We start from the raw sequence: 22,447 nt of genomic DNA, 5'->3' as shown, positions 1-22,447 counted from the left end.
GTTCCATGCTGGCGCGACTGTCGATCCGTGACATCGTCCTGATCGAACGACTCGATCTCGAATTTTCCCATGGACTTGCGGTGCTGACCGGCGAGACCGGTGCCGGCAAGTCGATCCTGCTCGACGCCTTTGCTCTCGCTCTCGGCGGCCGCGGCGACGCCAGCCTGGTGCGCCACGGCGCCGACCAGGGGCAGGTCACGGCCGTGTTCGAGATTGGCAAGGATCATCCCGCCGCCAGGATCCTCGCCGCCAACGGCCTGGATGCCGATGGCGAGATGATCCTGCGCCGCGTTCAATACGGCGACGGCCGCACCCGCGCCTTCATCAACGACCAGTCGGTCAGCGTGCAGACGCTGAAAGCGATCGGCGCCACCCTGGTCGAGATCCACGGCCAGCATGACGAACGTGCGCTGGTCGATGCCGCCACCCACCGCCGGCTGCTGGATGCCTTTGCGGGCCTGGAGAAGGATGTCGCCGCGGTCGAGGCGCTCTGGGCGGCCCGCCGGACCGCGGTCACGGCGCTCGATGAGCATCGTGCGAGCATGGAGCGCGCGGCCCGCGAGGCCGATTATCTGCGGCATGCCTCGGACGAGCTGAAGAAGCTGGCGCCAAAGGAGGGCGAGGAGACGCAGCTCGCCGCCCGCCGCACCGCCATGATGCAGGGCGAGAAGATCGCAGGCGATCTGCGTGACGCGCAGGATGCCGTCAGCGGCAACCAGTCGCCGATTGCCGCGCTGGCTGCGGCGGTCCGCCGGCTGGAGCGACGCGCGGTCAGCTCGCCCGCGCTGGTCGATCCAGCGGTGAAGGCGATCGATTCGGCGATCAACGCCCTGGAGGAGGCCGATCAGCATCTGACGGTGGCGCTCGCGGCCACCGATTTCGATCCGCTGGAGCTGGAGCGCATCGAGGAGCGGCTGTTCGCGCTGCGCGCGGCCGCGCGCAAATATTCGACGCCGGTGGACGGTCTGGCTGCTTTGGCTGCCAAATATGCCGCCGATGTGATCCTGATCGATGCCGGCGCCGAGCAGTTGAAGAAGCTGGAAGCGGCGGCGGCGGCGGCCGATGCGCGCTATGCCGCGGCGGCGGCCAAGCTGTCGGCGGCGCGGACCAAGTCGGCGGAGAAGCTGAACCGGGCCGTCCATGCCGAGCTCGCTCCGCTCAAGCTCGAACGCGCCAAGTTCATGACCCAGGTCGACAGCGACGCCGAAGCGCCGGGGCCGGAAGGTATCGACCGGGTCGAGTTCTGGGTCCAGACCAACCCGGGCACGCGGCCGGGCCCGATGATGAAGGTCGCCTCGGGCGGCGAGCTGTCGCGGTTCCTGCTGGCGCTCAAGGTCGTGCTGTCCGACCGCGGCTCGGCGCCGACCTTGGTGTTCGACGAGATCGATACCGGCGTTGGCGGCGCGGTCGCCGATGCCATCGGCGCCCGGCTGGCGCGGCTCGCGCACGGGGTTCAGGTGATGGCCGTGACCCATGCGCCCCAGGTCGCGGCCAGGGCGGACCAGCACCTCCTGATTTCCAAGGATGCGCTGGATCGCGGCAGGCGTGTCGTCACCCGGGTCAACACGCTCGCCACCCTGCACCGCCGCGAGGAGATCGCCCGCATGCTGGCCGGCGCCGAGGTCACCGCCGAAGCCCGTGCCGCCGCCGACCGGCTGCTGGAGGCTGCGGCGGCGTAAGCCGAGGGATCGGGCCGAACGCTTTTGGCTCCGGCGTGCGCATTGTGTAAACCGTCGTTTCGGGGCGGCCTTCGGGCCGTCCCGCCATGACGAGCAGACAGTACGCAGCATGCCCAAGACAGCAAAACCGAAGCAGCCCGTCGACGTTGCCGATCTCACCAAGGCCCAGGCCAAGGTGGAATGGAAGCGGCTGGCGCTGGAGCTCGAGACCCACGACAGGCTCTATTATCAGGATGACGCGCCGAAGATCTCGGACGCCGCCTATGACGAGCTGCGTCGCCGTTTCAATGCGATCGAGAAGCGTTTCCCTGAGCTCGTCAGCAGCGAGTCTCCGTCACAGAAGGTCGGCGCGGCTCCCTCCGGCCGGTTCAAGAAAGTGCGGCACGCGGTGCCGATGCTGTCGCTCGACAACGCCTTCGCCGAGGAGGACGTGCGCGACTTCGTCGGCCGCATCGCGCGCTTCCTCAAGCTTGCCGACGATCGCATCGATTTCTCGGCCGAGCCGAAGATCGACGGGCTGTCGATGTCGCTACGCTATGAAGGCGGCGAGCTGGTCACCGCCGCGACCCGCGGTGACGGCGCCGAGGGCGAGGATGTCACCGCCAACATCCGCACCCTGAAGGACGTGCCGCACAAGCTGCACGGCCGCAACCTGCCCGACATCTGCGAAGTGCGCGGCGAGGTCTACATGACCAAGCAGGCCTTCCTCGCGCTCAACGAGCGCCAGAAGGAAGCGGGCGACACCATCTTCGCCAACCCGCGCAACTCCGCCGCAGGTTCGCTGCGGCAGAAGGATCCGGCCATCACCGCCTCGCGTCCCCTCGGCTTCTTCGCCTATGCCTGGGGCGAAATGAGCGCGATGCCGGCGGAGACGCAGAGCGGCATGATCAAATGGTTCGAGCGCTGCGGCTTCACCACCAATCCGCTCACGAGGCTCTGCCACTCGGTGGAGGAGCTGATCGCGTTCCATCATCACATCGAGGAGCAGCGCGCCGAGCTCGACTACGATATCGACGGCGTCGTCTACAAGGTCGACCGCATCGACTGGCAGGAGCGGCTCGGATTCGTGTCGCGCACGCCGCGCTGGGGCATCGCGCACAAGTTCCCGGCGGAGCGCGCCATGACCGTGCTCAAGGACATCGAGATCCAGGTCGGCCGCACCGGCTCGTTCACGCCGGTCGGCAAGCTTGAGCCGGTCGGTGTCGGAGGCGTCATCGTGCAGAACGTAACGCTGCACAATGAGGACTACATCAAGGGGATCGGCAACAAGGGCGAGGTGCTGCGCGAGGGCCGTGACATCCGGATCGGCGACACCGTCGTGATCCAGCGCGCCGGCGACGTCATCCCCCAAGTGGTCGACGTCCTCATCGACAAACGGCCGGAGCACGCCAAGGAATTCCACTTCCCGAAGACGTGCCCTTGTCCGCTGCATACCGACGTCGTGCGTGAGGAGATTGCGACCGGCGAGGAGGGCTCGCGCGCCCGCTGCACCGGCGAGTTCGCCTGTCCATTCCAGAAGATCGAGCACCTCAAGCTGTTCGCCTCGCGCCGCGCTTTCGACATCGATGGTCTCGGCGAGAAGCAGATCCAATTCTTCTTCGACCAGGGCTGGGTCAAGGAGCCCGCCGACATCTTCACGCTGGCCGCACGCAACAGCAAGCTGAAGCTCGAGGAGATCGAGGGCTATGGCGAGACCTCGGTGCGCAATCTCTTCAATGCCATCGACGCGCGGCGCGAGATCGCGCTGGAGCGCTTCATCTTTGCGCTCGGCATGCGCCATGTCGGCGAGACCACGGCGCTGGCGCTGGCGCGGGGCTATGGCTCATGGGAGGCGTTCCATGAGGCCTGTCTCAAGGTCGCCAATGGCGACGAGGAGGCGATCGCGGAGATGGATGCGCTCGACCAGATCGGCGACACCGTGATCAAGAGCGTCGCCGCCTATTTCGGCGAGGACCACAACCGCGGCATCGTCGAGCGGCTGACGAAAGAGGTCAAGATCCTCGACGCGGAGAGGCCGAAGCGCAATTCGCCGATCGCCGCCAAGACTGTCGTGTTCACAGGCACGCTGGAAAAGATGACGCGCGATGAGGCCAAGGCGACTGCCGAGCGGCTCGGTGCGAAAGTGTCGGGATCGGTGTCGAAGAAGACGGACTACGTCGTCGCCGGTCCGGGGGCAGGCTCAAAGCTGAAGGACGCGCAAAAGCACGGCGTGCAGGTGCTCACCGAGGACGAGTGGCTGCAGCTGATCGGGGAGTAGCTGCTCCGCAGTGTTGGTTGCGACAGACGCTGGATGCGACACCAACAGTTGTCATCATCCGCGAAAGCGGATGATCCAGTATTCCAGAGGCATTTGTCATAGGGCCGAGACGCCTTGGCCTACTGGATACCCGCCTGCGCGGGTATGACGCCGAAAGTGACGCGCGGTCGTGCAGTCGCTCTCGCACCTCCCTCACATTACCCCGGCTTCGTCCTCTTCCGCCGTCTCGATCAGCTCCTTCGTCACCTTCATCTGCGTGCGCGGGACCAGGAAGATCATGCTGCAGGCGCAGGCGAGGGACAGGGCGAGCATCGCCGATGTCAGCGGCAGCGTGCTGCTGAAATGGCCGCCGAGCCAGGCGCCGAGCTGCGACGTCAGCGCGCCCACGCCCATTTGCAGGAATCCCATCGCGCCGGAAGCGGTGCCGGCTGCGCCCGGCCGGACGCTGATGGCACCGGCTGCGGAATTCGCCATCACGGCGGCATTGGCGAACATCAGCAGCATCTGCGTGCCGAACAGCACTGATGGCACCTGGTTGAAACCGAACAGGCTCCACGTGAAGTTCAGCGCGGCACTGGTGAGCTGCAGTCCCAATCCGAACCAGATCAGCCGATCGAGCGAATGGCGCGGCGCGTAGCGCACGCAGAACAGGTTGCCGACGAAATAGGCGAAGCCCGTGGTCGCAAACCACGCGCCATACTCCGCCGATGAGCGGCCCATCTGCACCTCGACGATGTACGGCCCGCCGCCGGCGAAGGCGAAGATGATCTGCGACGCCAGCACCTGGCAGAGCATGTAGCCGAGGAAGGCGCGGCTCCTGACGAGCATGGCGACGTCGTGGCGGAAGCTCGCGCCTTCGATGCGGGCAGGGCGCGTTTCCGGCAGGGTCAAGGTCACGGCGATCGCGGTCACGATCGACAGCGCGGCGACGACGTAGAAGATGGCGTGCCAGCCGAACGCGATCTCGATCAGGCCGCCGGTCAGCGGCGACAGCATCTGCGCGATCATCATGACCGCGACGACGAGGCTGATCATCGCGCCGATGCGCTCGCGCGGATAGAGATCGCGGATGATGGCGCGGCTGATCACCATGCCGCTGGCGCCGCCGAGCGCCTGGAAGAAGCGCGCCGCGATCAGCTGGGGCAGGGTGTCGGCGAAGATGCAACTGACGCTTGCGACGATCGACAGCGCGAGCCCTGCAAGCATCACGGGGCGGCGGCCGAAGCGGTCGGAGAGCGGCCCGAGCAGCAGCTGCGAGATCGCGATGCCGGCCATGTAGAACGACACCGTCATCTGCACGACGGAGGCGTCGCGCCCGAACGTGGTCGCGAGCAGCGGCAGGGCCGGCACCAGCAGGTAAAGCGAGATCGGCGCCAGCCCGGTCATGACGACCAGGAGGACCAGCACGGTGCGCGAGGGGACGGCGCGCGGTGGCGCCGCCCCGGGCGGTCTGCTGATCATTCCATGCATGGTGCCGCTCAAATCAGGTGAACGCCCTGACTGTAGCGGCCTTCCGCTTCGCGGAAATGCCTGTTTCGGCATGCGCCCATGCGGGCAGCGGGACAGTTGGTAGCAGGGCGCGCGGATCGCTACAGTGGCGCAGTCGCCTGATCGAGCCAGCGCTGGTCGTTCTCGTCGAGCGCTGCACGGACGGTTTCCCTGACCCGGGCATGATAGGCGTCGAGCCATGCCCGTTCCTCGGCGGTCAGCATGGCGAAGTCGATCAGGCGGCGGTCGATCGGCGCCAGGGTCAGCGCCTCGAAGCCGTTCATCGGCTTCTCCGCGCCCGCGACGTCCTTCGCCACCACGAGCTCGAGGTTCTCGATGCGGATGCCGAACGCGTCGGTCTTGTAGTAGCCGGGCTCGTTGGACAGGATCATGCCGCGCTTCAGCGGCGTCGTGCCGAGCTTCGAGATGCGCGCGGGTCCCTCGTGCACCGACAGATAACTGCCGACGCCGTGACCGGTGCCGTGCTCGAAATCGATGCCCGCCTGCCACAGGAACTGCCGCGCCAGGGTGTCGAGCTGGGCGCCGGTAGCGCCGTCGGGGAAGATCGCACGTGCGATTGCGAGGTGGCCGCGCAGCACGCGGGTGAAGCGGTCGCGCATCTCCTCAGTCGGCGCGCCCACGGCGATCGTGCGGGTGACGTCGGTGGTGCCGTCCTGATATTGCGCGCCGGAATCGATCAGCAGCAGATCGCCCGGCATGATGCGGCGGTTGCTCTTGCGGGTGACGCGATAATGCACGATCGCGCCGTTGGGACCGGTACCCGAGATGGTCGGGAACGACACGTCCTTGAGCGCGCCGGTGTCGCGGCGAAAGCTCTCCAGCGCCTCGACCGCATCGATCTCCGTCAACGTGCCCTTCGGCGCCTCGCGATCGATGAAGGCCAGAAAGCGCGCCAGCGCGACCGCATCGCGCTGATGGGCGCGCCGCGTGCCGTCGATCTCCACCGCGTTCTTGGCGGCCTTGAGCAGGCTGACCGGATCGGCGCCGCGCACCGCCTTGCCGCCGGCGCCCTGGATCAGGCGCGTCAGGGCATCGGCTGCCGTGGCGCTGTCGAGCGCGATGGCTGCGCCGGATTGCGCGAGCTCGGTCAGGCGCGGTGTCAGCACGTCCGGCTCCGCCACCTCGGCGCTCTGCTCGAGATGATCGCGTGTCAGGTTCGAGAGCTTGCGGGAATCGATGAAGATGGTCGGACGTCCGGTCTTCGGCACCAGCGCATAGGACAGCGGCAGCGGCGTGTGCGAGACGTCGGCGCCGCGGATGTTGAAGGTCCAGGCGACGTTGTGGGAATCGGACAGCACCAGCGCCTCGACGCCGAGCCGCTCGATCTCCTGGCGGATCCGGCCGAGCTTGTCCGCCTCGCTCTCGCCGGATAATTCGGCGCCGTGGATGGATACGGCGCCGAGCGGCGGCAGCGGGCGTTCGGTCCAGATGCTGTCGACCGGGTTGCTCTCGACCGGCACCAGCTCCGCGCCGGCCTTGGCACAGGCGGCGGCCAGTCGTTCGGCCGCGGCCGTCGTATGCAGCCACGGATCGAAGCCGACGCGGTCACCGCTCTGCAGGTGTCGCGTCAACCAACTCTCGGGCGGCGGCTCGATCAGCGATTCCACGGTCCAGGCCTTGCCGTCGACCTGCTTGCCGGCCTGCAGCGTATAGCGGCCGTCGACGAAGATCGCGGCGGCCTGCGGCAGCACGATCGCAAGGCCGGCCGATCCGGTGAAGCCGGTGAGCCACGCCAGCCTTTCCTCCGACGGTGGCACATACTCGTTCTGCTGCTGGTCGGCCCGCGGCACGATGAAGCCGGTCAGCTTGCGCCGTGCCAGCTCCTCGCGGAGAGCAGCCAGCCGCGCGGTCAGCGCCACGCCGGTTTCGGGTTCTTCGAACGTCTGGAACAGAGCTTCGAACATCGGTCTCATACTTTAGAAGTGGATCTTGCCGCGTCGGCGACGAATACTCCTCCAGCAGACAGTGCAGTGCACGAAGAATCTCCTTGCATTCGCCTGTGCAAAAAGATTTGCTGTCGCATGCCGGTCATCCGAAAGAGATGCGGCGAGGAAACGTATGGACGTGACGACCACGATCGTAAAGATCATCCACGGTCGCATGATCCGGGGAGTGCCTCAACTCAACGGCGAGGGGATGCACGATGCCTGCTTTTACCTTCGAAAAACTATCGGCGCCCGCGCCAAGTGGACCGGCGCCCGCACCGGCCGAGAAGCCGCGCAGCGCGCTGGCGGACCTCGTCAATCGTCTCGTCGCGCCGCGCGTTCGACGTGCCTCTCGTAGTCAGTCCGACTCCACCTCCCAGCAGAGCCAGCCGAAGACGTAATCGCGAGCTTGCCGCACCCAGCGTGCAGGTTCGATCCATGCCATGAGCTGATCCGCCTCACTGCTGCTTTTGCAGCAACAGGCTGCTCCACCCCTCGATTCTCAAATGCCGGACCGGAACCAGGCCGCGGGCACGATAGGCGGCGCAGACGGCGCGTGCCTGCGGGGTCAACAGGCCCGACAGGATCACGAAGGCCCCGGGCGCGAGGTGGCGCTGCATCGGCGCGGTCAGCTGGCGCAGCGGGTTGGCCAGGATATTCGCCAGCACCAAATCGAACGGGCCGCACCGGGCAAAGTCCGCGGCGGCGAAGCCGGTAGCTCGGATGACCCGGACCAGGGGGCCTGCGCCGTTGAGCCGGGCGTTCTGCCGCGCCACCATGACCGAGGGCGCATCGATGTCGCTCGCCAGCACGGACCGGTGCGTTGCCTTGGCGGCGGCAATCGCGAGCACGCCGGTGCCGGTGCCGAGGTCGAGCACCCGTCGCGGCGCGCGGGTCTTGAGCACGTGATCGAGCAGCAGCAGGCAGCCGCGCGTGGTGCCGTGGTGACCGGTGCCGAAGGCGAGCGCCGCCTCGATCTCGATCCCGAGCTTGTTGCCGGGCACCCGCTGCCGGTCATGGCTGCCATGGACCATGAAGCGGCCGGCCGGCACCGGGACGAGGTCGTCCAGGCTGGCCTTGACCCAGTCCTTGGCCTCGACGACTTCGAATGCCAGGGTCTGGGCTACGTTGGGGCCCGCCGCCCCGCCGACGAGCTCCCGCACCAGCGCCTGATCCGGCGGATCGGCGAAATGAACCGTCACGTCCCAGCGGCCGTCCGGCCGCTCGAAGGCCGCGACCGCGGCATCACCTTCGAAGAACACCTCGGTCAGGACGTCGACGGCCGGGCGCGCGGTCGCTTCATCGGCAACGGTGAAGCTGGCCTTGTGGGTGGCGGGCGTGGTCGTTGAGGTCATCAAGGTGGATCCTGGCGAGATTTGACGGCGTGGTTAAGGGATTTGTCTGCCAACGCAAGCGATAGGACCGGAAATCTGCCAGGTTGGAACATTCAACGGTTGTATCTTGCCGCTGGCGGGGCGGCGTAAAAGTTGTGATTCAATTCCCGCAAAGAATCTCTGCAACTTGAACAGAGCGCCTTATCTCAACTTTAGGTTCTGGCCGCCTAATTTTCTCGTCATGGGAACCGGATGATCCTCGGTTCCTGGGTTGGGAAACGAGGTTCAGATGAAGACCACTCTGCTGAAGTTCTTGCGTGATGAATCTGGCGCCACCGCCATCGAATACGGCCTGATCGCAGCCGGCATCTCGCTGGCCATCATTGCCGCAGTCAACGGCCTGGGCAGCTCGCTCAGCAGCAAGTTCGAGTCGATCAACACGTCGCTGAAGTAATCCGCCTGACACGGCGTTCTCGAAGAACCGGGCCTCAGCGCCCGGTTTTTCTGCTTTGAGAGGGCGTATCGAACGCCGGGTCCGGAAGTGTCTCAGTTTGAAATCGCGTGGCGGAGCGCGCCATATTGAAACATTCGCTGAAGAACGCTCAGTAGTAGCGCGGTCCCCTGTAACGATGCGGAGGTAGCGGCTGCTTTGGCAGCTTTAGCGTTCCATTCCGCTTGCTTGACGGGCAATTCGACTATGGAGGCGTGATACCATGTAATCGCAGCTCTGCTAGCCATAACGGCTGATACAAACTGCATCGTGAATACAATCAAGTCCGTGATATTCGCTGCTAGTTCGTAATTGAAACGCATGCCCCCTCCCTTGCGAAGCTTACCGCTAAGCATTATCATATTTAAGGGGCGCTATCGACGAAGTTCCCATGTCTTTGGCAAAATCTATTCTGAAGGCCAATCAACGCAGGCTGTTGTTGAATCGACGGTCAATTGCTGTGCTGAAGTGACGCCATTATGAACGGCGGTACGAATGCGACCGGCAGCACCATCGGAATGTGGGAACGAGCCAATTCAAGCCTGCTATGGGCTAACGCGTATATTCGAAAGCAGATGCCGAATGCCACGAGGCCCTAAGGGCGAGAAGCGTCCCGCCGACGCCATCGGCAACGCCATCATGATCGCCAAGATCGCCACCGGCGAGATTGATGACATCACCACGGAGGACGGCAAGAATGCCGCCGCTGTGGCGCTGGGGCGCATCGGCGGCAGGAAGCGCGCTGAGGGTATGTCGGCTGAGAAACGCTCCGAGATCGCCAAGAAGGCCGCTGCCAAGCGCTGGAAGAAGTAATCACCGAACGACGCGAAGCTTCATCCCCTGCACTGGCGATCCGGCCGTCAGGTCATAATACTCGTTCAGCATATTGTCGTTCGCGTGAATGATCTTGGCCAATTCGCCAGTTGAATACCCAAAATTGTCGAGGTGCAGCCGGATCATTCGATTTATTACACCGGGCTGCTCGGGCGGAAAATCCAGGTGAGATGGTTCGCGTGTTTTTGTCCGGTCCATAGCGAATTTTCGCCAAAGCCAACCGGCGGCAGGCTTTTCAATCAGACCAAGTGACTGAGCGCGGTACAGCAGCGCCTGCATTGATACGCGCCATTCTGGCTTGAGCGCCGCGAGTCTGGCCATATCAATCTTTCGGCTGCGAAAAGCCAGCGTGATCTCATTTTTCGGCATCAAAAGCGCGCTGGCGAAGTTGTTGGCCTCCGTCTCCATGTCCGGGCTGGGAAACTTGTGCATGACGAGATGCCCAAGTTCATGGGCCAACGTAAAGCGCTGGCGGTCGCCTGTCTGATCTCGGTTGAGCACAATCACCGGCAGGAGGCCCGGCACGGACACCGTGACGCCACTGACGGACGATCCACCCATGGAGGAATATATGACGACGGCGCCAGCGCGCTCCACAGCGGCGGTCAGATTCTCAATTGGGCCATTCGGCAAGAGCCAGTGAGCGCGCACCAATCCGGCAATCCGTTCGATATCTCCGTCGTAATCATCAAGATCGAGACGGGGGATATCCGATTGCGGAGTGTACTCGACCGCACTCAAAAGGCGCCGGATCTGAAGTGCTCGAATATTGATCTCTGCGATGATCTTGTCGATGTCGCGCACCGTGACGTCGGCCTTTTTCCGCCACATCGGATGCACGCTGACGGGCGGTCCGAAGACCGCGTCGGGTTGGCGGAAGAATTCGATTGGCATTCCGTAAATCGATGCCGCCCGGGCGATGAATTCATCGGGCGGAGACGCCACGGCATTTTCATAACGCGACAGCGTAACCTGCGGCACGGCCAGCCGGTCTGCGGCTTCTCCTTGCGAGAATCCCAATCGCTGCCGCGCGACGCGCAGCAGCCCGCTGTTCACATATTCGGCCATTACTGGTTCTTATCTGATTCGTCTTTAACGATCGGTTTAACGCGCGGCTGCACAAGATCGTCAGCCGACGTTGACGGCGGCGCGGGCGGCGTGGGCAGCGGTGTAACCGGCGCCGACGTGCCGAGTGCCGCGTCGTCGATCTCGTAAGCCCACAGGCGAACGTCGCCATCGCGAGCTTGGACCAAGATCTGCTTGATGTCGGTGGCATACAAGTTCAGGACGTAGACGATCTCAATTTTGTCCTGAGGGTCGAAAAGCGACGTCTGCTGATCGAGGAACAGATCGTTCGCGCCGGTGGGAACGTTGTGGCCAAGTCCCCGACTGTCAGCCTTCTTACACCGCGCCACCAACTTGCCGTCGAAGACCATCTTCATGGTCTCATCCGCAAATGTGAAGTGGACGCCGGTATCTGTGGCGAACTGCTCCTGCAGCCTGATCTTGAGGCGCTCGAAGACCATTCCAGCCCGGGTTCGAGGCCAATGCGGATAACGAGCGATGTCTTGCTGCACGTCATCCCACGCCTGCCGGACGGCCCGGTAGACCCTGGCGGCGCGCTCCGCCGTAAGCACTTTCCTGGCGTCGTCTTCTGTCGTCATAAGACACCTTTCTCAGCGCACCCATCGTATAGGGAACTGAGACGACATTGTCTACGTATTTTTTTCATGATCTTATCCAAGCCTATAAAAACAGGTACTTTATCCTGAAAAATATTCTTGACGCTAAGCATAAAAGTTCAGATAATCGAGGCATGAACAAGCTGCCCGTCCAGACCCGCGTTCAAATCCTCCAGGTGCTCTGCGAAGGTTCGTCCATGCGTTCGGTTTCGTGGGCGACTGGCGTGTCGATCAACACGGTTTCCAAGCTGCTGATCGACGCCGGGCTGGCTTGCGCCGCCTTCCACGACAAGACGGTGCGCGGCGTGGCGGCCAAGGCCGTCCAGTGCGACGAGATTTGGTCGTTTGCCTATGCCAAGCAGAAGAACGTCAAGTTCGCCAAGGCCGCCCCTGAGGAGGCTGGCGACGTCTGGACGTGGACGGCCATCGATGCCGACTCCAAGCTGATCGTGTCGTGGCACGTTGGTGACCGCAGCCAGCACACTGGCATCGCCTTCATGGGGGACTTGAAGGCCAGACTTGCCAACCGCGTCCAGCTCACTACGGACGGCCACAAGGCCTATTTGAAGGCCGTGGCAGCCGTCGATTTTGATGCCGACTATGCGATGTTGAACAAGATTTTCGCTACGGACTACGCTGGCGCTGGCCGCTATAGCCCGCCAAATTGCATCGGCGCCGTCAAGCAGGCGATCATGGGCGAGCCGGACCCGGACCTTATCAACACGTCGTTTGCCGAGCGCCAGAACCTGACCATGCGCATGTCGATGCGCCGGTTTACCCGCCTCACCAATGCGTTCAGCAAGAAGTTCGAAAACCACTGCCATGCGCTGGCGCTGTACTTCGTGTTCTACAATTTCTGCCGCGTCCACAAGACGCTTGGCGCTACTCCGGCAATGGCCGCTGGCCTGATCGACCGCGTCATGAAGATGACGGACGTGGTTGCGCTGGTCGACGCGGCCAACCCGGTCCCGGCCGTTCGCGGTCCCTACAAGAAGCGCGAAACCGAAGAAATTTCAAACTGAGACACTACCCCGGGTCCACAGCATATCCACACGGCCGTGCACTGCTTCTTTGGCGGTTGATCCACCGCTTGTCCACACGGGTGTGCCGCGCCTTTCCACCCCTTATCCTCAGCCGAACAAAGCGCGATGGTCCGCCAGGATCGCCTGGGCCGCATTGTGGCCGGGGGCGCCGGTGACGCCGCCGCCGGGGTGGCTGCCCGAGCCGCAATGGTAGAGCCCTTTCAGCGGCGAGCGATAATCGGCGTGACCGAGCATGGGGCGGGCCGAGAACAACTGGTTCAGGGTCAGCGCGCCGTGGAAGATGTCGCCCCCGATCAGCCCGAACTCGCGTTCGAGGTCGAGCGGCGACAGCACCTGCCGGCCGAGCACGCTGGCCGCAAAGCCCGGTGCATAACGGTCCACGGTCGCGATCATGAGGTCGGCGACCTCGTCGCGATGATTGTCCCAGGAACGGCCGTCCGGCAGCTCGGGCGCGACATGCTGGCAGAACAGGCTGGCGACGTGCTGCCCTGCGGGCGCCAGCGTCGGGTCGAGGGTGGAGGGAATCAGCAGCTCGACCACGGGATCGCGGCTCCAGCCATGCGCCCGCGCGTCGAGATAGGCCTGGTCCATGTAGCCGAGGCTCGGGCCGAGGATGATCCCGGCGGACAGATGGTCGCCGTCGCCCGGCAGCGCGCTGAACGAGGGCAGCCGGTCGAGCGCCACGTTCATGCGGAACGTGCCCGAACCGCACCGCCAGTTCCTGATGCGGCTCAGGAACGGCGCGGGCACGGCGCCGGCCGGCACCAGGCGCGTATAGAGCAGCTTCGGGTTCACGTTGGCGACGACATGGCGGGCGCGGATGGTGCGGCCATCCTCGAGCACGACGCCGACCGCGCGGTCGCGCTCGACGATCACCTCGCGCACGCCGGCCTCGACCTCGACCAGCGTTCCCAGCTCTTTCAGGCGCCCGGCCATCGCCTGCGTGATCGCGCCCATCCCGCCGATCGCATGGCCCCAGACCCCCTTCTTGCCGTTCACCTCGCCGAAGGCGTGATGCAACATCACATAGGCCGAGCCGGCGGCGTAGGGGCTGGCATAGTTGCCGACGATGGCATCGAAGCCGAACAGCGCCTTCACCAGGTCGGTTTCGAAGATCTCGTCGAGCATCTCGCCGGCGGAGCGCGTGAACAGGTCGAGCAGATCGCGCTGCTGCTCCAGCGACAGTGCGCGCAGGGTGTTGGCGGTGCCGAGCGCGTTGAAGGCCTCGCGGATCGCCGACAGCCCGAACTGGGCGACCAGGTTCGGTGGCGCCCGCAGCACGAGGCTGCGCAGCACGTCCGCGATGGCCTCGAGCCGTGCCGAGAACGGGCCGATCGCGTCGGCGTCGCGCTGGCTCAGCCGCGCAACCGAAGCCAGCGTGCGACCCTCGCCCGTCAGCAGATAGCGGCCGTCGGGCGAGGGCAGGAAGTTCTGCGCCCGGCGCTCGACGATCTCCAGCCCGTGCTCGTGCAGCTTCAGGTCGGAGATGACGCGCGAATTGAGCAGGCTCACGGTGTAGGACGCGACGGAGTTGCGGAAGCCCGGATGAAACTCCTCGGTGACCGCGGCGCCGCCGACCACCTTGCGGCGCTCGACCACATGCACGCGCAGGCCCGCCATCGCGAGGTAGGCCGCACAGGTCAGGCCATTATGGCCGGCACCGATGATGATGACCTCGGTTTCATTCATGTCAGCTTCAAAAAGCCCTGTTCAATGACCCGCACCGGGAACCTCGGCTGGTGCTGTCGCGCCGGACGGCTGCGACGTCAAGGGGAACTCCATTTTGCCTCAGCTCCTCGCCATACCGCCCTGCGATCCGCTATGTCTCGTCTGCTCATCGCGGTCCGGTCTTGGCATCTGATGCCGGCCGCGCCGCTGCCGGAGTTGTCATGACCTCAATCGCCTCGCCCGCCGCCGTCGCTCAGCCCTCTGCCGCACGCAACCGGCTGGTGCTCGTCGTCTATACCGCCGCAATTTTCGTCAGCGCGCTGCTGCTGTTCTCGGTGCAGCCACTGTTCACCAAGATGGTGCTGCCGCGGCTCGGCGGCTCGCCGGCGGTGTGGTCGGTGGCAATGGTGTTCTTCCAGACCTTGCTGCTCGCGGGTTATGCCTATGCGCATTTTCTCACCCAGCTGCCCAGCCGGGTGCTCCCGATCGCGATTCATCTGCTGCTGCTCGGTTTCGCCATCCTGACGTTGCCGCTGTCGATCGCGAGCAGCTGGGGCGACCCGCCCAGCTCCGGTTACGGGCTTTGGCTGCTCGGCCTGTTCACCGTGTCGATCGGCCTGCCGTTCTTCGCGCTCGCTGCCAACAATCCGCTGCTGCAGGCGTGGTTCGTGCGCTCAGGTCATCCGGCCGCGCCCGACCCGTATTTCCTCTATGCATCGTCGAACATCGGCAGCTTCCTGGCGCTGTTGTCCTATCCTCTGCTGATCGAGCCGATCTTCAGCCTGCGCGTGCAGAACCTGATCTGGACCGGCGGCTATGGCCTCCTGATCGCGCTGATCGCCGGCTGCGGCGTCCTGCTGCTGCGGTCGCCGGTGATCGTCACGAGCCTGCTGCACACCGGGGACAGCAATGCCCCGGCGCCACGCTGGCTGCTGCGTCTGCGCTGGATCTTCCTGGCCGCGGTGCCCTCCGGCCTGCTGATTGCGGTGACGGCGCATATCTCCACCGACGTCGCGGCCGCGCCCTTGCTATGGGTGCTGCCGCTGTCGCTCTATCTGTTGACCTGGGTGCTGGTGTTCCAGTCGCGGCCGCTGCTGCCGCACAAATGGATGCTGGCGCTGCAGCCGCTTGCGATCGCCGGCGTCGTCGTCCTGCTCGCTTTTGGCGGCGAGCAGAATCTCGCGCTCACGCTCGGCGGCCATCAGCTCTGCTTCTTCATCATCGCCATGGCCTGCCATGGCGAGCTCGCGCGCACGCGCCCGCCGGCCAAGTATCTCACCGGCTTCTATGTCGCGCTGTCGTTCGGCGGCATGGTCGGCGGCCTGTTCGCCGGCCTGATCGCCCCCTTCACCTTCTCATGGGTTGCCGAATATCCGATCCTGCTGGCGCTCGCGGCGCTGTGCCGGCCGGCGGCCAATGAGCGCTTGCCACGGATCACGCGCTGGTACTGGCTCCTGCTCGCGGTCATTGCCCTCGCGCTGCTGGTGCCCGCCGGAATGACCGGCAAGCTCACGACCTATCTCGAGGACCACCGCGTCTATGTCGCGGGCGCCGTGGGCGTGCTCGCCGTGCTGCTCGCTCTGCTGCTGAACGGTGGCCGCTGGAAGGTGTTCGCGACGGCCGCGCTCGCGCTCGTCCTGATCCGCGCCTATCCGGCCGATGACGGCCGCGTCGAGACGGTGCGCAGCTTCTTCGGCGTGCACAAGATCGTGGTGACCTCCGACGGGCACTATCACGTGCTGATGCATGGCACGACCATCCACGGCGCGCAGAAATATCTCAACGCCGACGGCTCCAAGGTGACGGGGCGGCCCGAGCCGATCACCTACTATCACAAGGACGGCGGCATCGGCCGCGCCATCACCGCGATCCGCGAGCGCAAGGGCGCGCCGCTCAAGGTCGCCGTGATCGGCGTTGGCGCCGGCACGCTCACTTGCGCAGCCGAGCCCGGCGAGAGCTGGAATTTCTTCGAGATCGACCAGACCATGGTCGATACCGCCAGCGACCCGAAATATTTCAGCTACATCAGGAACTGCGCGCCGGACTTCAAGCCTGTCATCGGCGATGCCAGGCTGACCTTCGCCAAGGAGCCGGACGGCGCCTACGATCTCATCATCGTCGATGCCTATTCCTCGGATGCGATTCCGATCCATCTGGCGACGGAGGAGGCGATGGCGATCTACAAGGCGAAGCTGGCGCCGCAGGGCGCCGTCGTGATGCACGTCTCCAATCGGCATCTGGAGTTGGAGAGCGTCGTCGTCGGCATCGCCGACGCCAACGACCTGAAGAGCTGGGTCTACAACGAGGACTCCGGCCGCGACGACGAGTACATCTTCTCCACCGACGTCGTCATCAGCGCGCGCGAGGACGCCGACGTCGGCAAGCTGGCCTCCTCGGACAAGTGGACCGAAACCGAGCCGACCGACGGCGAGCGGGTCTGGACCGACGATTATTCGAACATTCTCGGCGCCGTGTATCGGCGGCTGCGCGACGGCGAGTAACAGGGCACTGCCGCCGTTCGACGTCGCCGGGCCCGGATCGCCGCGATGATGGCGTCTGCGCCCAAAGAGGTGCGCGCCTCGTCAGTGGCGGGCCTCGGTTGCATTGCCGCATCGATTTCTCGAGCGTCTGATCGCCGACTTTGCTGTACCGCATCGCAAAACGCAGTGGTTACGCGCTTTCTGCGTGGGCCTCTGTTGCGTGCCCGTCATGACCATGCTACCTTGAGGTGCGCCCCTCATTTGAAGTCGGTACTTTGCGCGTCTTCGAATGGGTGGGTTGGGGCACGCACGCGCAGTCGAGCTGGATCGCAAACTGAGCGGTGAGGGACCGGTCTGGTCGTCTCGCCCTGAGCGAACGATCGCGCGGACGCTGTCCAGATCGAGGTGCTGTTCGTCCGGGCGGAGCCAGCGGTTCGGACGAGTTCGCGACTAGATATCGTTCGACTACAAAATGCCGGCCGCATCAAAGCAGGCCGGCTTCACATGGGAGGGGTTCAATGAAGCGTCTTTGGATTGCCGGTGCGTCTGCCTTGTTGTCGATGGCGCTCGGTCTCGGCTCCGCGGGAGCCGCGGACAAGAAGGTCCTCGCCTTCGTCGTCAACGGCGCGTCCGACTTCTGGAAGATCGCCGAAGCTGGCGTCAAGAAGGCGCAAGGCGAGCTGCCCAACTACAACCTGCAGCTCAAATATCCCGAGCAGGCGGCAGCCGCCGTGCAGCAGCGGATGCTGGATGACCTCGTCGCGGCCGGGGCTGCCGGAATCATGGTGAGCGCCGTCGATCCGAAGAACCAGACTGAGCACCTCAACAAGATTGCCGCACAGACGGTGCTCTTCACCACCGACAGCGACGCTCCGCAATCGAAGCGCATCGCCTATATCGGCTCCTCCAATACCGAGCTCGGCAAGGATGCCGGCAAGCTGATGCTGAAGGCGCTGCCGAATGGCGGCAAGTGCGTCGGTTTCGTCGGCCTGCTCGGGGCTGACAACGCCCGCGAGCGCATCGAAGGCGTGAAGGCGACCATCAAGGGATCGAAGGTCGAGCTGGTGGACGTGCGCGGCGACGAGATCGACCAGACCCGGGCCAAGCGCAATGTCGAGGACATCCTGGCGGCGATGCCGGACGTCAGCTGCCTGGTCGGCTTCTATTCCTACAACACGCCGCGCATCTACGAGGTGCTGAAGGAGGCCGGCAAGCTCGGCAAGATCAAGGTCATCGGCTTCGACGAGGATCCGATCACGCTTGGCGGCGTGAAGGACGGCGCGATCGAGGGCACGGTGGTGCAGCAGCCGTTCGAGTGGGGCTATCAGGGCATGAAGCTGATGGCGAAGGTCGTGCAGGGCGACAAGTCCGGCGTTCCGGCCAACGGCATCATCATCGTACCCGGCAAGGTGATCGAGAAGTCGAACGTCGACGATTTCATGGCGCAGATGAAGCAGATGCTGAAGAAGTGACGCGACGGCCGGCGTGCGCGAGCCCTTCCTTGAGCTGATCGACATCGGCAAGACCTATCCTGGCGTGGTCGCGCTCGACCACGCCAGCCTGTCGGTCGCGCCCGGCGAGGTGATCGCCCTGGTCGGCGAGAACGGCGCCGGCAAGTCGACCTTGATGCGCGTGCTCGGCGGCGTGGTGGAGCCGAGCAGCGGCACGATCCGGATCGATGGCGTGGCGCGGACCAGCTACACGGTGGCGGACGCGATCGCGTCCGGCATCGCCTTCGTCCACCAGGAGCTGAACCTGTTCGACAATCTCGATGTCGCAGGCAACGTCTTCATCGGCCGCGAGCCGGTCTATGGCGGCCCGCTGCGGCTGATCGACCGCAAGACGCTGCGGGCCAAGGTGCGTCCGCTGATCGCGCGCCTCGCCGCTGATTTCGAGCCGGATACGCCGCTCGCCGAGCTGTCCTTGGCGCAGCGCCAGCTGGTCGAGATCATCAAGGCTTTGTCGCTCGACGCGCGCTGCGTCATCATGGACGAGCCGACCTCCAGCCTGACGCTGTCGGAAACCGAGCGGCTGATGCAGGTCATCGCCGGCCTGAAGGCGGACGGGGTCAGCGTCATCTTCATCACGCATCGCCTGAACGAAGTCATGCAATGCGCCGATCGCGCCATTGTGCTGCGCGACGGCCGCATGGTCGGCGCGCTTGCGCAAGACGAGCTCAGTCCTGCCGCGATGATCAGGCTGATGATCGGCCGGGACCTGCGGTCGCTCTACGTGCCGCCGGCCGCGCCGCCCGGCGAAGCCGTGCTCGACGTGGTGGAGGCCGTGACCGCGACCTATCCCAACCAGGCCGTCAGCCTGCAGCTCCGGCGCGGCGAGATCCTCGGGCTTGCAGGTCTCGTCGGCTCCGGCCGCACCGAGCTCGCGCGCGGCATCTTCGGCGTCGAGCCGCTGCTGGCCGGGGGCATCAGCCTGGAGGGCGAGCCGATCCGCATCTCGACGCCGCGCGCGGCGATCGATCGCGGCATCTATCTCATTCCGGAAGACCGCAAGGCTTGCGGCCTGCTGCTCGACCTGTCGATCGCCGAGAACATCTCGCTGCCGGATCTCGCCTCCTATCTCAGCTTTGGACTTGTCGACATCAGGCGTGAGACCGAGAATGCCGATCGGCAGCGCGAACGGCTCAAGATCCGGGCGTCCGACGTCAAGGTCTCGGTCGGCACCTTGTCCGGCGGCAACCAGCAGAAGGTCGTGCTCGCCAAATGGCTGTCGATGCGGCCAAAGGTCCTGATCTTCGACGAGCCGACCCGGGGCATCGATGTCGGCGCCAAACAGGAGATCTACGACATGCTGCGGCGTCTGGCGGATTCCGGCGTCGCGATCCTGATGATCTCGAGTGACATGGAGGAGGTGATCGGGGTGAGCGACCGGATCGCAGTGATGCATGAAGGCATGATTTCGGGCTTCCTGGCCCGCAACGAGTTCAGCGAGCACAACGTGCTTCAGCTCGCCGTCGGCCATACCGTCTGAGCGAGGGCGCCCGTGCAGAAGAAAGATCTCAGCCTGCTGATCCTGATCCTGGTGGTCGGCGCCGTCGTGGCCTTCATCAACCCGCGCTTCCTGCTGGTCGGCAACCTCTCCAATACCGCCAACCAGGTCGGCATGTTCGGGATTTTCTCGATCGCGGAGGCCTTCGTCATCATCGTCGGCGGCATCGAGCTCGCCGTCGGCTCGGTGATCGCGTTGCTTGGCGTGCTGTTCATCGACCTCATCGTCAACCGGGACGTCGACTGGATCGCTGCCTTGTTCCTCATCCTCGCCGGCGGCATCGCCATCGGCTTGGTCCATGGCACGCTGGTCACCAAGATGCGCATCCAGCCCTTCGTGGTGACCTTGTGCGGGCTGCTGATCTATCGCGGCGCGGCGCGCTACTACACCGAGGATGCCACCGCCGGCTTCGGCTATGGCGCAAGCTTCCCGGCGCTGGAATGGCTGGCCGCCGGCCGCACCGATGTCCTCGGCTTTCCGCTGCCGCATAGCGTCGTGGCGCTCGTCATCGTGGCCGGCATCGCCTGGTTGGTGCTGCACCGCTCGGTGTACGGCCGTTATTTCTACGCGGTCGGCAAGAACGAGGAGGCGGCGCGCTACTCCGGCATCCGGTCCGATCGGGTCACGATCGCGGCCTATGTGATCTGCGGCGGGCTGACAGCGCTGGCCGCGGTCCTGCTCGCGATGTACACCCGCTCGATCTCGCCGGCGGTGCACGGCTCGTTCTACGAGCTCTATGCGATCGCCGCGGCGGTGCTCGGGGGCTGTTCGCTGCGCGGCGGCGAGGGCTCGGTCATCGGCGTCGTGCTCGGCACGATCCTGCTGCAGATGCTGCAGAACCTGGTCAATCTGCTGGGCATCCCGAGCTCGCTCAATTTCGCCGTGATGGGCACGGTGATCCTGATCGGCGTGCTGGCCGATCAGTATTTCGTGCAGCGGCGCACGCGCATGCCGACGGCCCGCGGGCAGGCCAGCGCCGATCGCGCGTCCGCCTCGCTCGAGCGGGTCAACGCCGAGTGAGGAGGCGCCGATGCGCTGCGTAACAGCGCCCGGCCGCGAGGATCAATGCGCGATCAGTCCTGATAGGTGTAGTAGCCGCGCGGCTGATAATAAGAGCGCGGCTGGTAATAGCGCGGCTGCGCATAGCTCGGATTGCCGTTTTGGTAATCGTACTGCTGCTGCTGCGGATAGGCCTGAGCGTCGTAGACGCGCCGTGCCGTGCCGCGCGGCGCCGGATAGCGCACGCCGTTGTCGCTGCCGTCGGCGGGATAGATGTAGCCGTCATCGGGCCGCTGCTGCGGAACGACCTGGCGTCCCGGCAGCATCTGTGGCTGCGGCGTCAGCACGACCGGCTCGCCACTGTCGTCATACTGCTGCGGCACGTCGCGGCGGGCAACAGCGGTGCCGCGGCGTGGATTGCGCGCCAGCGCCACCTCGGCCGAGCCGGTCAGGGTCACCGTGGTGTTGAGCACGCCGTCCTTTTGCACCAGGTCGTAGAGCGTCGTGGCATTCGCCTTCGACAGCCGGACGCAGCCGTGAGACGCGGGGGTGCCGAGCCGGCCCTCCGAATCGGTGCCGTGAATGGCGTGGCCGACCTTGGTGAAGAAGATTGAGTGCGGCATCGGCGCGTCGTCGAACTCCTTGGAAAAATGATCCGCTTCCATGCGGAAGGCGCGGAACGAGCCATTGGGCGTTTCGCGCGAGGGAATGCCGGTCGAGACCGGCCACCGGTAGCGCTCGACGCCATCGACGGCGACCGTCATGATCTGGTTGTTCTTGTCGACGGTGATGTCGATCTTGGCCAGAGCTGGCGTGGCCGACAGAAAGGCGAAGCCGGCAACTGCAAAAAGGATGGTACGCATCTAACCTCTGGCCTCCAGGGCCCTCGACTGTGGAGAGACCTCAAACGGGACTTCGACAACGCCCAGGTCATCGCCTCGGCCTGCACTATGTCGGAATTGCGGGCTTTGTTCCAGCCGAGGGCCCCTCAACCTTAATGGCGGGCAGGGACCGGACAAAGGCTCCCCGCGTTCATCGGCGCTGACATTTTCGCGACCCGCGGATGGCCTTTCATTCCGGCGCTTAGGACCTCTCTAATCGGTCCAATTCGTCACGACCGCGCAACTTTTTGGCCGCATCCGCGTTTCAAGGATTCCTCCATGCGGTTTCCAGGATTCAAAATGCTGACGATGAAGGCCAAGACGGCGGTGCTCGACGATCGCGCGCCGCAGAAGCTGACCTATCTGCTCGCCGCGCTCGCACTGGTCATCCTGGCGCTGGCCTGGCTGGCGCTGCCGCAATTCGCCCATGCCCAGGGCATCATCCGTGGCGCCCATGAAGGGGCCCACGAAGGCAACCGCATCGCCGGCCCGGTCGGCGGCGTCGTCGGAGGCGCGGTCGGTGCGGGTGTCGGCGGAGCCGTGGGCGCCGTCGAGGGCGTGCTCGGCATTCCACACCGCTCCTATTACCACCGGCACTATCACTGCCGGGGATACCGCGATGGCTACGGCCGCTTCCACTGCTACCGCTGAGCTGGAACG

General features: G+C 64.9%; 18 protein-coding genes. 10 read left to right on the top strand and 8 right to left on the bottom strand.

The annotated features are described in order from the left end of the window. The first annotated feature begins 5 nt into the window (after window positions 1-5). Entirely contained in the window at window positions 6-1,679 is a 1,674-nt protein-coding gene (gene recN, locus QW868_RS06830) for a DNA repair protein RecN (protein ID WP_316230188.1), read from the top strand. 109 nt (window positions 1,680-1,788) lie between these two features. Continuing rightward, window positions 1,789-3,936 (top strand): NAD-dependent DNA ligase LigA, encoded by a 2,148-nt coding sequence (gene ligA, locus QW868_RS06825; protein WP_315736794.1) that lies wholly within the window; start codon window positions 1,789-1,791, stop codon window positions 3,934-3,936. Window positions 3,937-4,128: 192 nt separating this feature from the next. On the opposite strand, the gene QW868_RS06820 is transcribed toward ligA, so the two are convergent. The 3 genes from QW868_RS06820 to QW868_RS06810 form a co-directional block, all read right to left on the bottom strand. Next, window positions 4,129-5,406 (bottom strand): multidrug effflux MFS transporter, encoded by a 1,278-nt coding sequence (locus QW868_RS06820; protein ID WP_316230187.1) that lies wholly within the window; start codon window positions 5,404-5,406, stop codon window positions 4,129-4,131. A 119-nt stretch (window positions 5,407-5,525) separates the two neighbouring features. Further along, window positions 5,526-7,349: an aminopeptidase P family protein gene (locus QW868_RS06815; RefSeq protein WP_316178599.1), complete on the bottom strand. Its 1,824-nt coding sequence runs from the start codon at window positions 7,347-7,349 to the stop codon at window positions 5,526-5,528. A 479-nt stretch (window positions 7,350-7,828) separates the two neighbouring features. After that, on the bottom strand, window positions 7,829-8,725 hold the full coding sequence (locus QW868_RS06810; protein WP_316230186.1) for a 50S ribosomal protein L11 methyltransferase: 897 nt from the start codon (window positions 8,723-8,725) through the stop codon (window positions 7,829-7,831). Between the two features lie 268 nt (window positions 8,726-8,993). Here QW868_RS06810 and QW868_RS06805 point away from each other — a divergent pair, with 268 nt between their 5' ends. Continuing rightward, window positions 8,994-9,158, top strand: a complete 165-nt coding sequence (locus QW868_RS06805) for a Flp family type IVb pilin (protein WP_315736801.1) — start codon at window positions 8,994-8,996, stop codon at window positions 9,156-9,158. A 92-nt stretch (window positions 9,159-9,250) separates the two neighbouring features. On the opposite strand, the gene QW868_RS06800 is transcribed toward QW868_RS06805, so the two are convergent. Continuing rightward, window positions 9,251-9,517 (bottom strand): hypothetical protein, encoded by a 267-nt coding sequence (locus tag QW868_RS06800; protein WP_316230185.1) that lies wholly within the window; start codon window positions 9,515-9,517, stop codon window positions 9,251-9,253. A 259-nt stretch (window positions 9,518-9,776) separates the two neighbouring features. Here QW868_RS06800 and QW868_RS06795 point away from each other — a divergent pair, with 259 nt between their 5' ends. Further along, on the top strand, window positions 9,777-10,007 hold the full coding sequence (locus QW868_RS06795) for an RNA-binding protein (protein ID WP_316230184.1): 231 nt from the start codon (window positions 9,777-9,779) through the stop codon (window positions 10,005-10,007). Here QW868_RS06795 and QW868_RS06790 read toward each other — a convergent pair whose 3' ends face one another. Then, window positions 10,008-11,096 (bottom strand): XRE family transcriptional regulator, encoded by a 1,089-nt coding sequence (locus tag QW868_RS06790; protein ID WP_316230183.1) that lies wholly within the window; start codon window positions 11,094-11,096, stop codon window positions 10,008-10,010. Then, entirely contained in the window at window positions 11,096-11,692 is a 597-nt protein-coding gene (locus QW868_RS06785) for a hypothetical protein (RefSeq protein ID WP_316230182.1), read from the bottom strand. Before QW868_RS06785 ends, QW868_RS06790 begins: the two co-directional genes overlap by 1 nt. Window positions 11,693-11,844: 152 nt before the next feature. Here QW868_RS06785 and QW868_RS06780 point away from each other — a divergent pair, with 152 nt between their 5' ends. Next, window positions 11,845-12,732, top strand: a complete 888-nt coding sequence (locus QW868_RS06780; protein WP_316230181.1) for an IS1 family transposase — start codon at window positions 11,845-11,847, stop codon at window positions 12,730-12,732. A gap of 108 nt (window positions 12,733-12,840) precedes the next feature. On the opposite strand, the gene QW868_RS06775 is transcribed toward QW868_RS06780, so the two are convergent. Further along, entirely contained in the window at window positions 12,841-14,442 is a 1,602-nt protein-coding gene (locus tag QW868_RS06775; protein WP_316230180.1) for an NAD(P)/FAD-dependent oxidoreductase, read from the bottom strand. Window positions 14,443-14,642: 200 nt separating this feature from the next. Here QW868_RS06775 and QW868_RS06770 point away from each other — a divergent pair, with 200 nt between their 5' ends. The 4 genes from QW868_RS06770 (at window position 14,643) to QW868_RS06755 (ending at window position 20,927) form a co-directional block, all read left to right on the top strand. Beyond that, the gene (locus QW868_RS06770) at window positions 14,643-16,922 is read left to right on the top strand and encodes a fused MFS/spermidine synthase (protein WP_316230179.1); all 2,280 of its coding nucleotides are present in this window, start codon (window positions 14,643-14,645) and stop codon (window positions 16,920-16,922) included. 497 nt (window positions 16,923-17,419) lie between these two features. Continuing rightward, window positions 17,420-18,373, top strand: a complete 954-nt coding sequence (locus QW868_RS06765; protein WP_316178606.1) for a sugar-binding protein — start codon at window positions 17,420-17,422, stop codon at window positions 18,371-18,373. Between the two features lie 13 nt (window positions 18,374-18,386). After that, entirely contained in the window at window positions 18,387-19,889 is a 1,503-nt protein-coding gene (locus tag QW868_RS06760; RefSeq protein ID WP_316230178.1) for a sugar ABC transporter ATP-binding protein, read from the top strand. Window positions 19,890-19,901: 12 nt separating this feature from the next. Continuing rightward, window positions 19,902-20,927 carry an ABC transporter permease gene (locus QW868_RS06755; protein ID WP_315755099.1) on the top strand — a complete coding sequence of 342 codons (1,026 nt, stop codon included), beginning with the start codon at window positions 19,902-19,904 and terminating at the stop codon, window positions 20,925-20,927. 53 nt (window positions 20,928-20,980) lie between these two features. On the opposite strand, the gene QW868_RS06750 is transcribed toward QW868_RS06755, so the two are convergent. Continuing rightward, window positions 20,981-21,769 carry a L,D-transpeptidase gene (locus QW868_RS06750; protein WP_315755100.1) on the bottom strand — a complete coding sequence of 263 codons (789 nt, stop codon included), beginning with the start codon at window positions 21,767-21,769 and terminating at the stop codon, window positions 20,981-20,983. Window positions 21,770-22,087: 318 nt separating this feature from the next. Here QW868_RS06750 and QW868_RS06745 point away from each other — a divergent pair, with 318 nt between their 5' ends. Then, entirely contained in the window at window positions 22,088-22,438 is a 351-nt protein-coding gene (locus tag QW868_RS06745; protein WP_315736808.1) for a hypothetical protein, read from the top strand. The last annotated feature ends 9 nt before the right edge of the window (window positions 22,439-22,447 follow it).

It is taken from the genome of Bradyrhizobium sp. SZCCHNR1051 (genome assembly GCF_032489615.1).
GTDB lineage: Bacteria > Pseudomonadota > Alphaproteobacteria > Rhizobiales > Xanthobacteraceae > Bradyrhizobium.
Note: the sequence above shows the minus strand (reverse complement) of the source record. Positions and strands in the feature narration are given on the sequence as shown.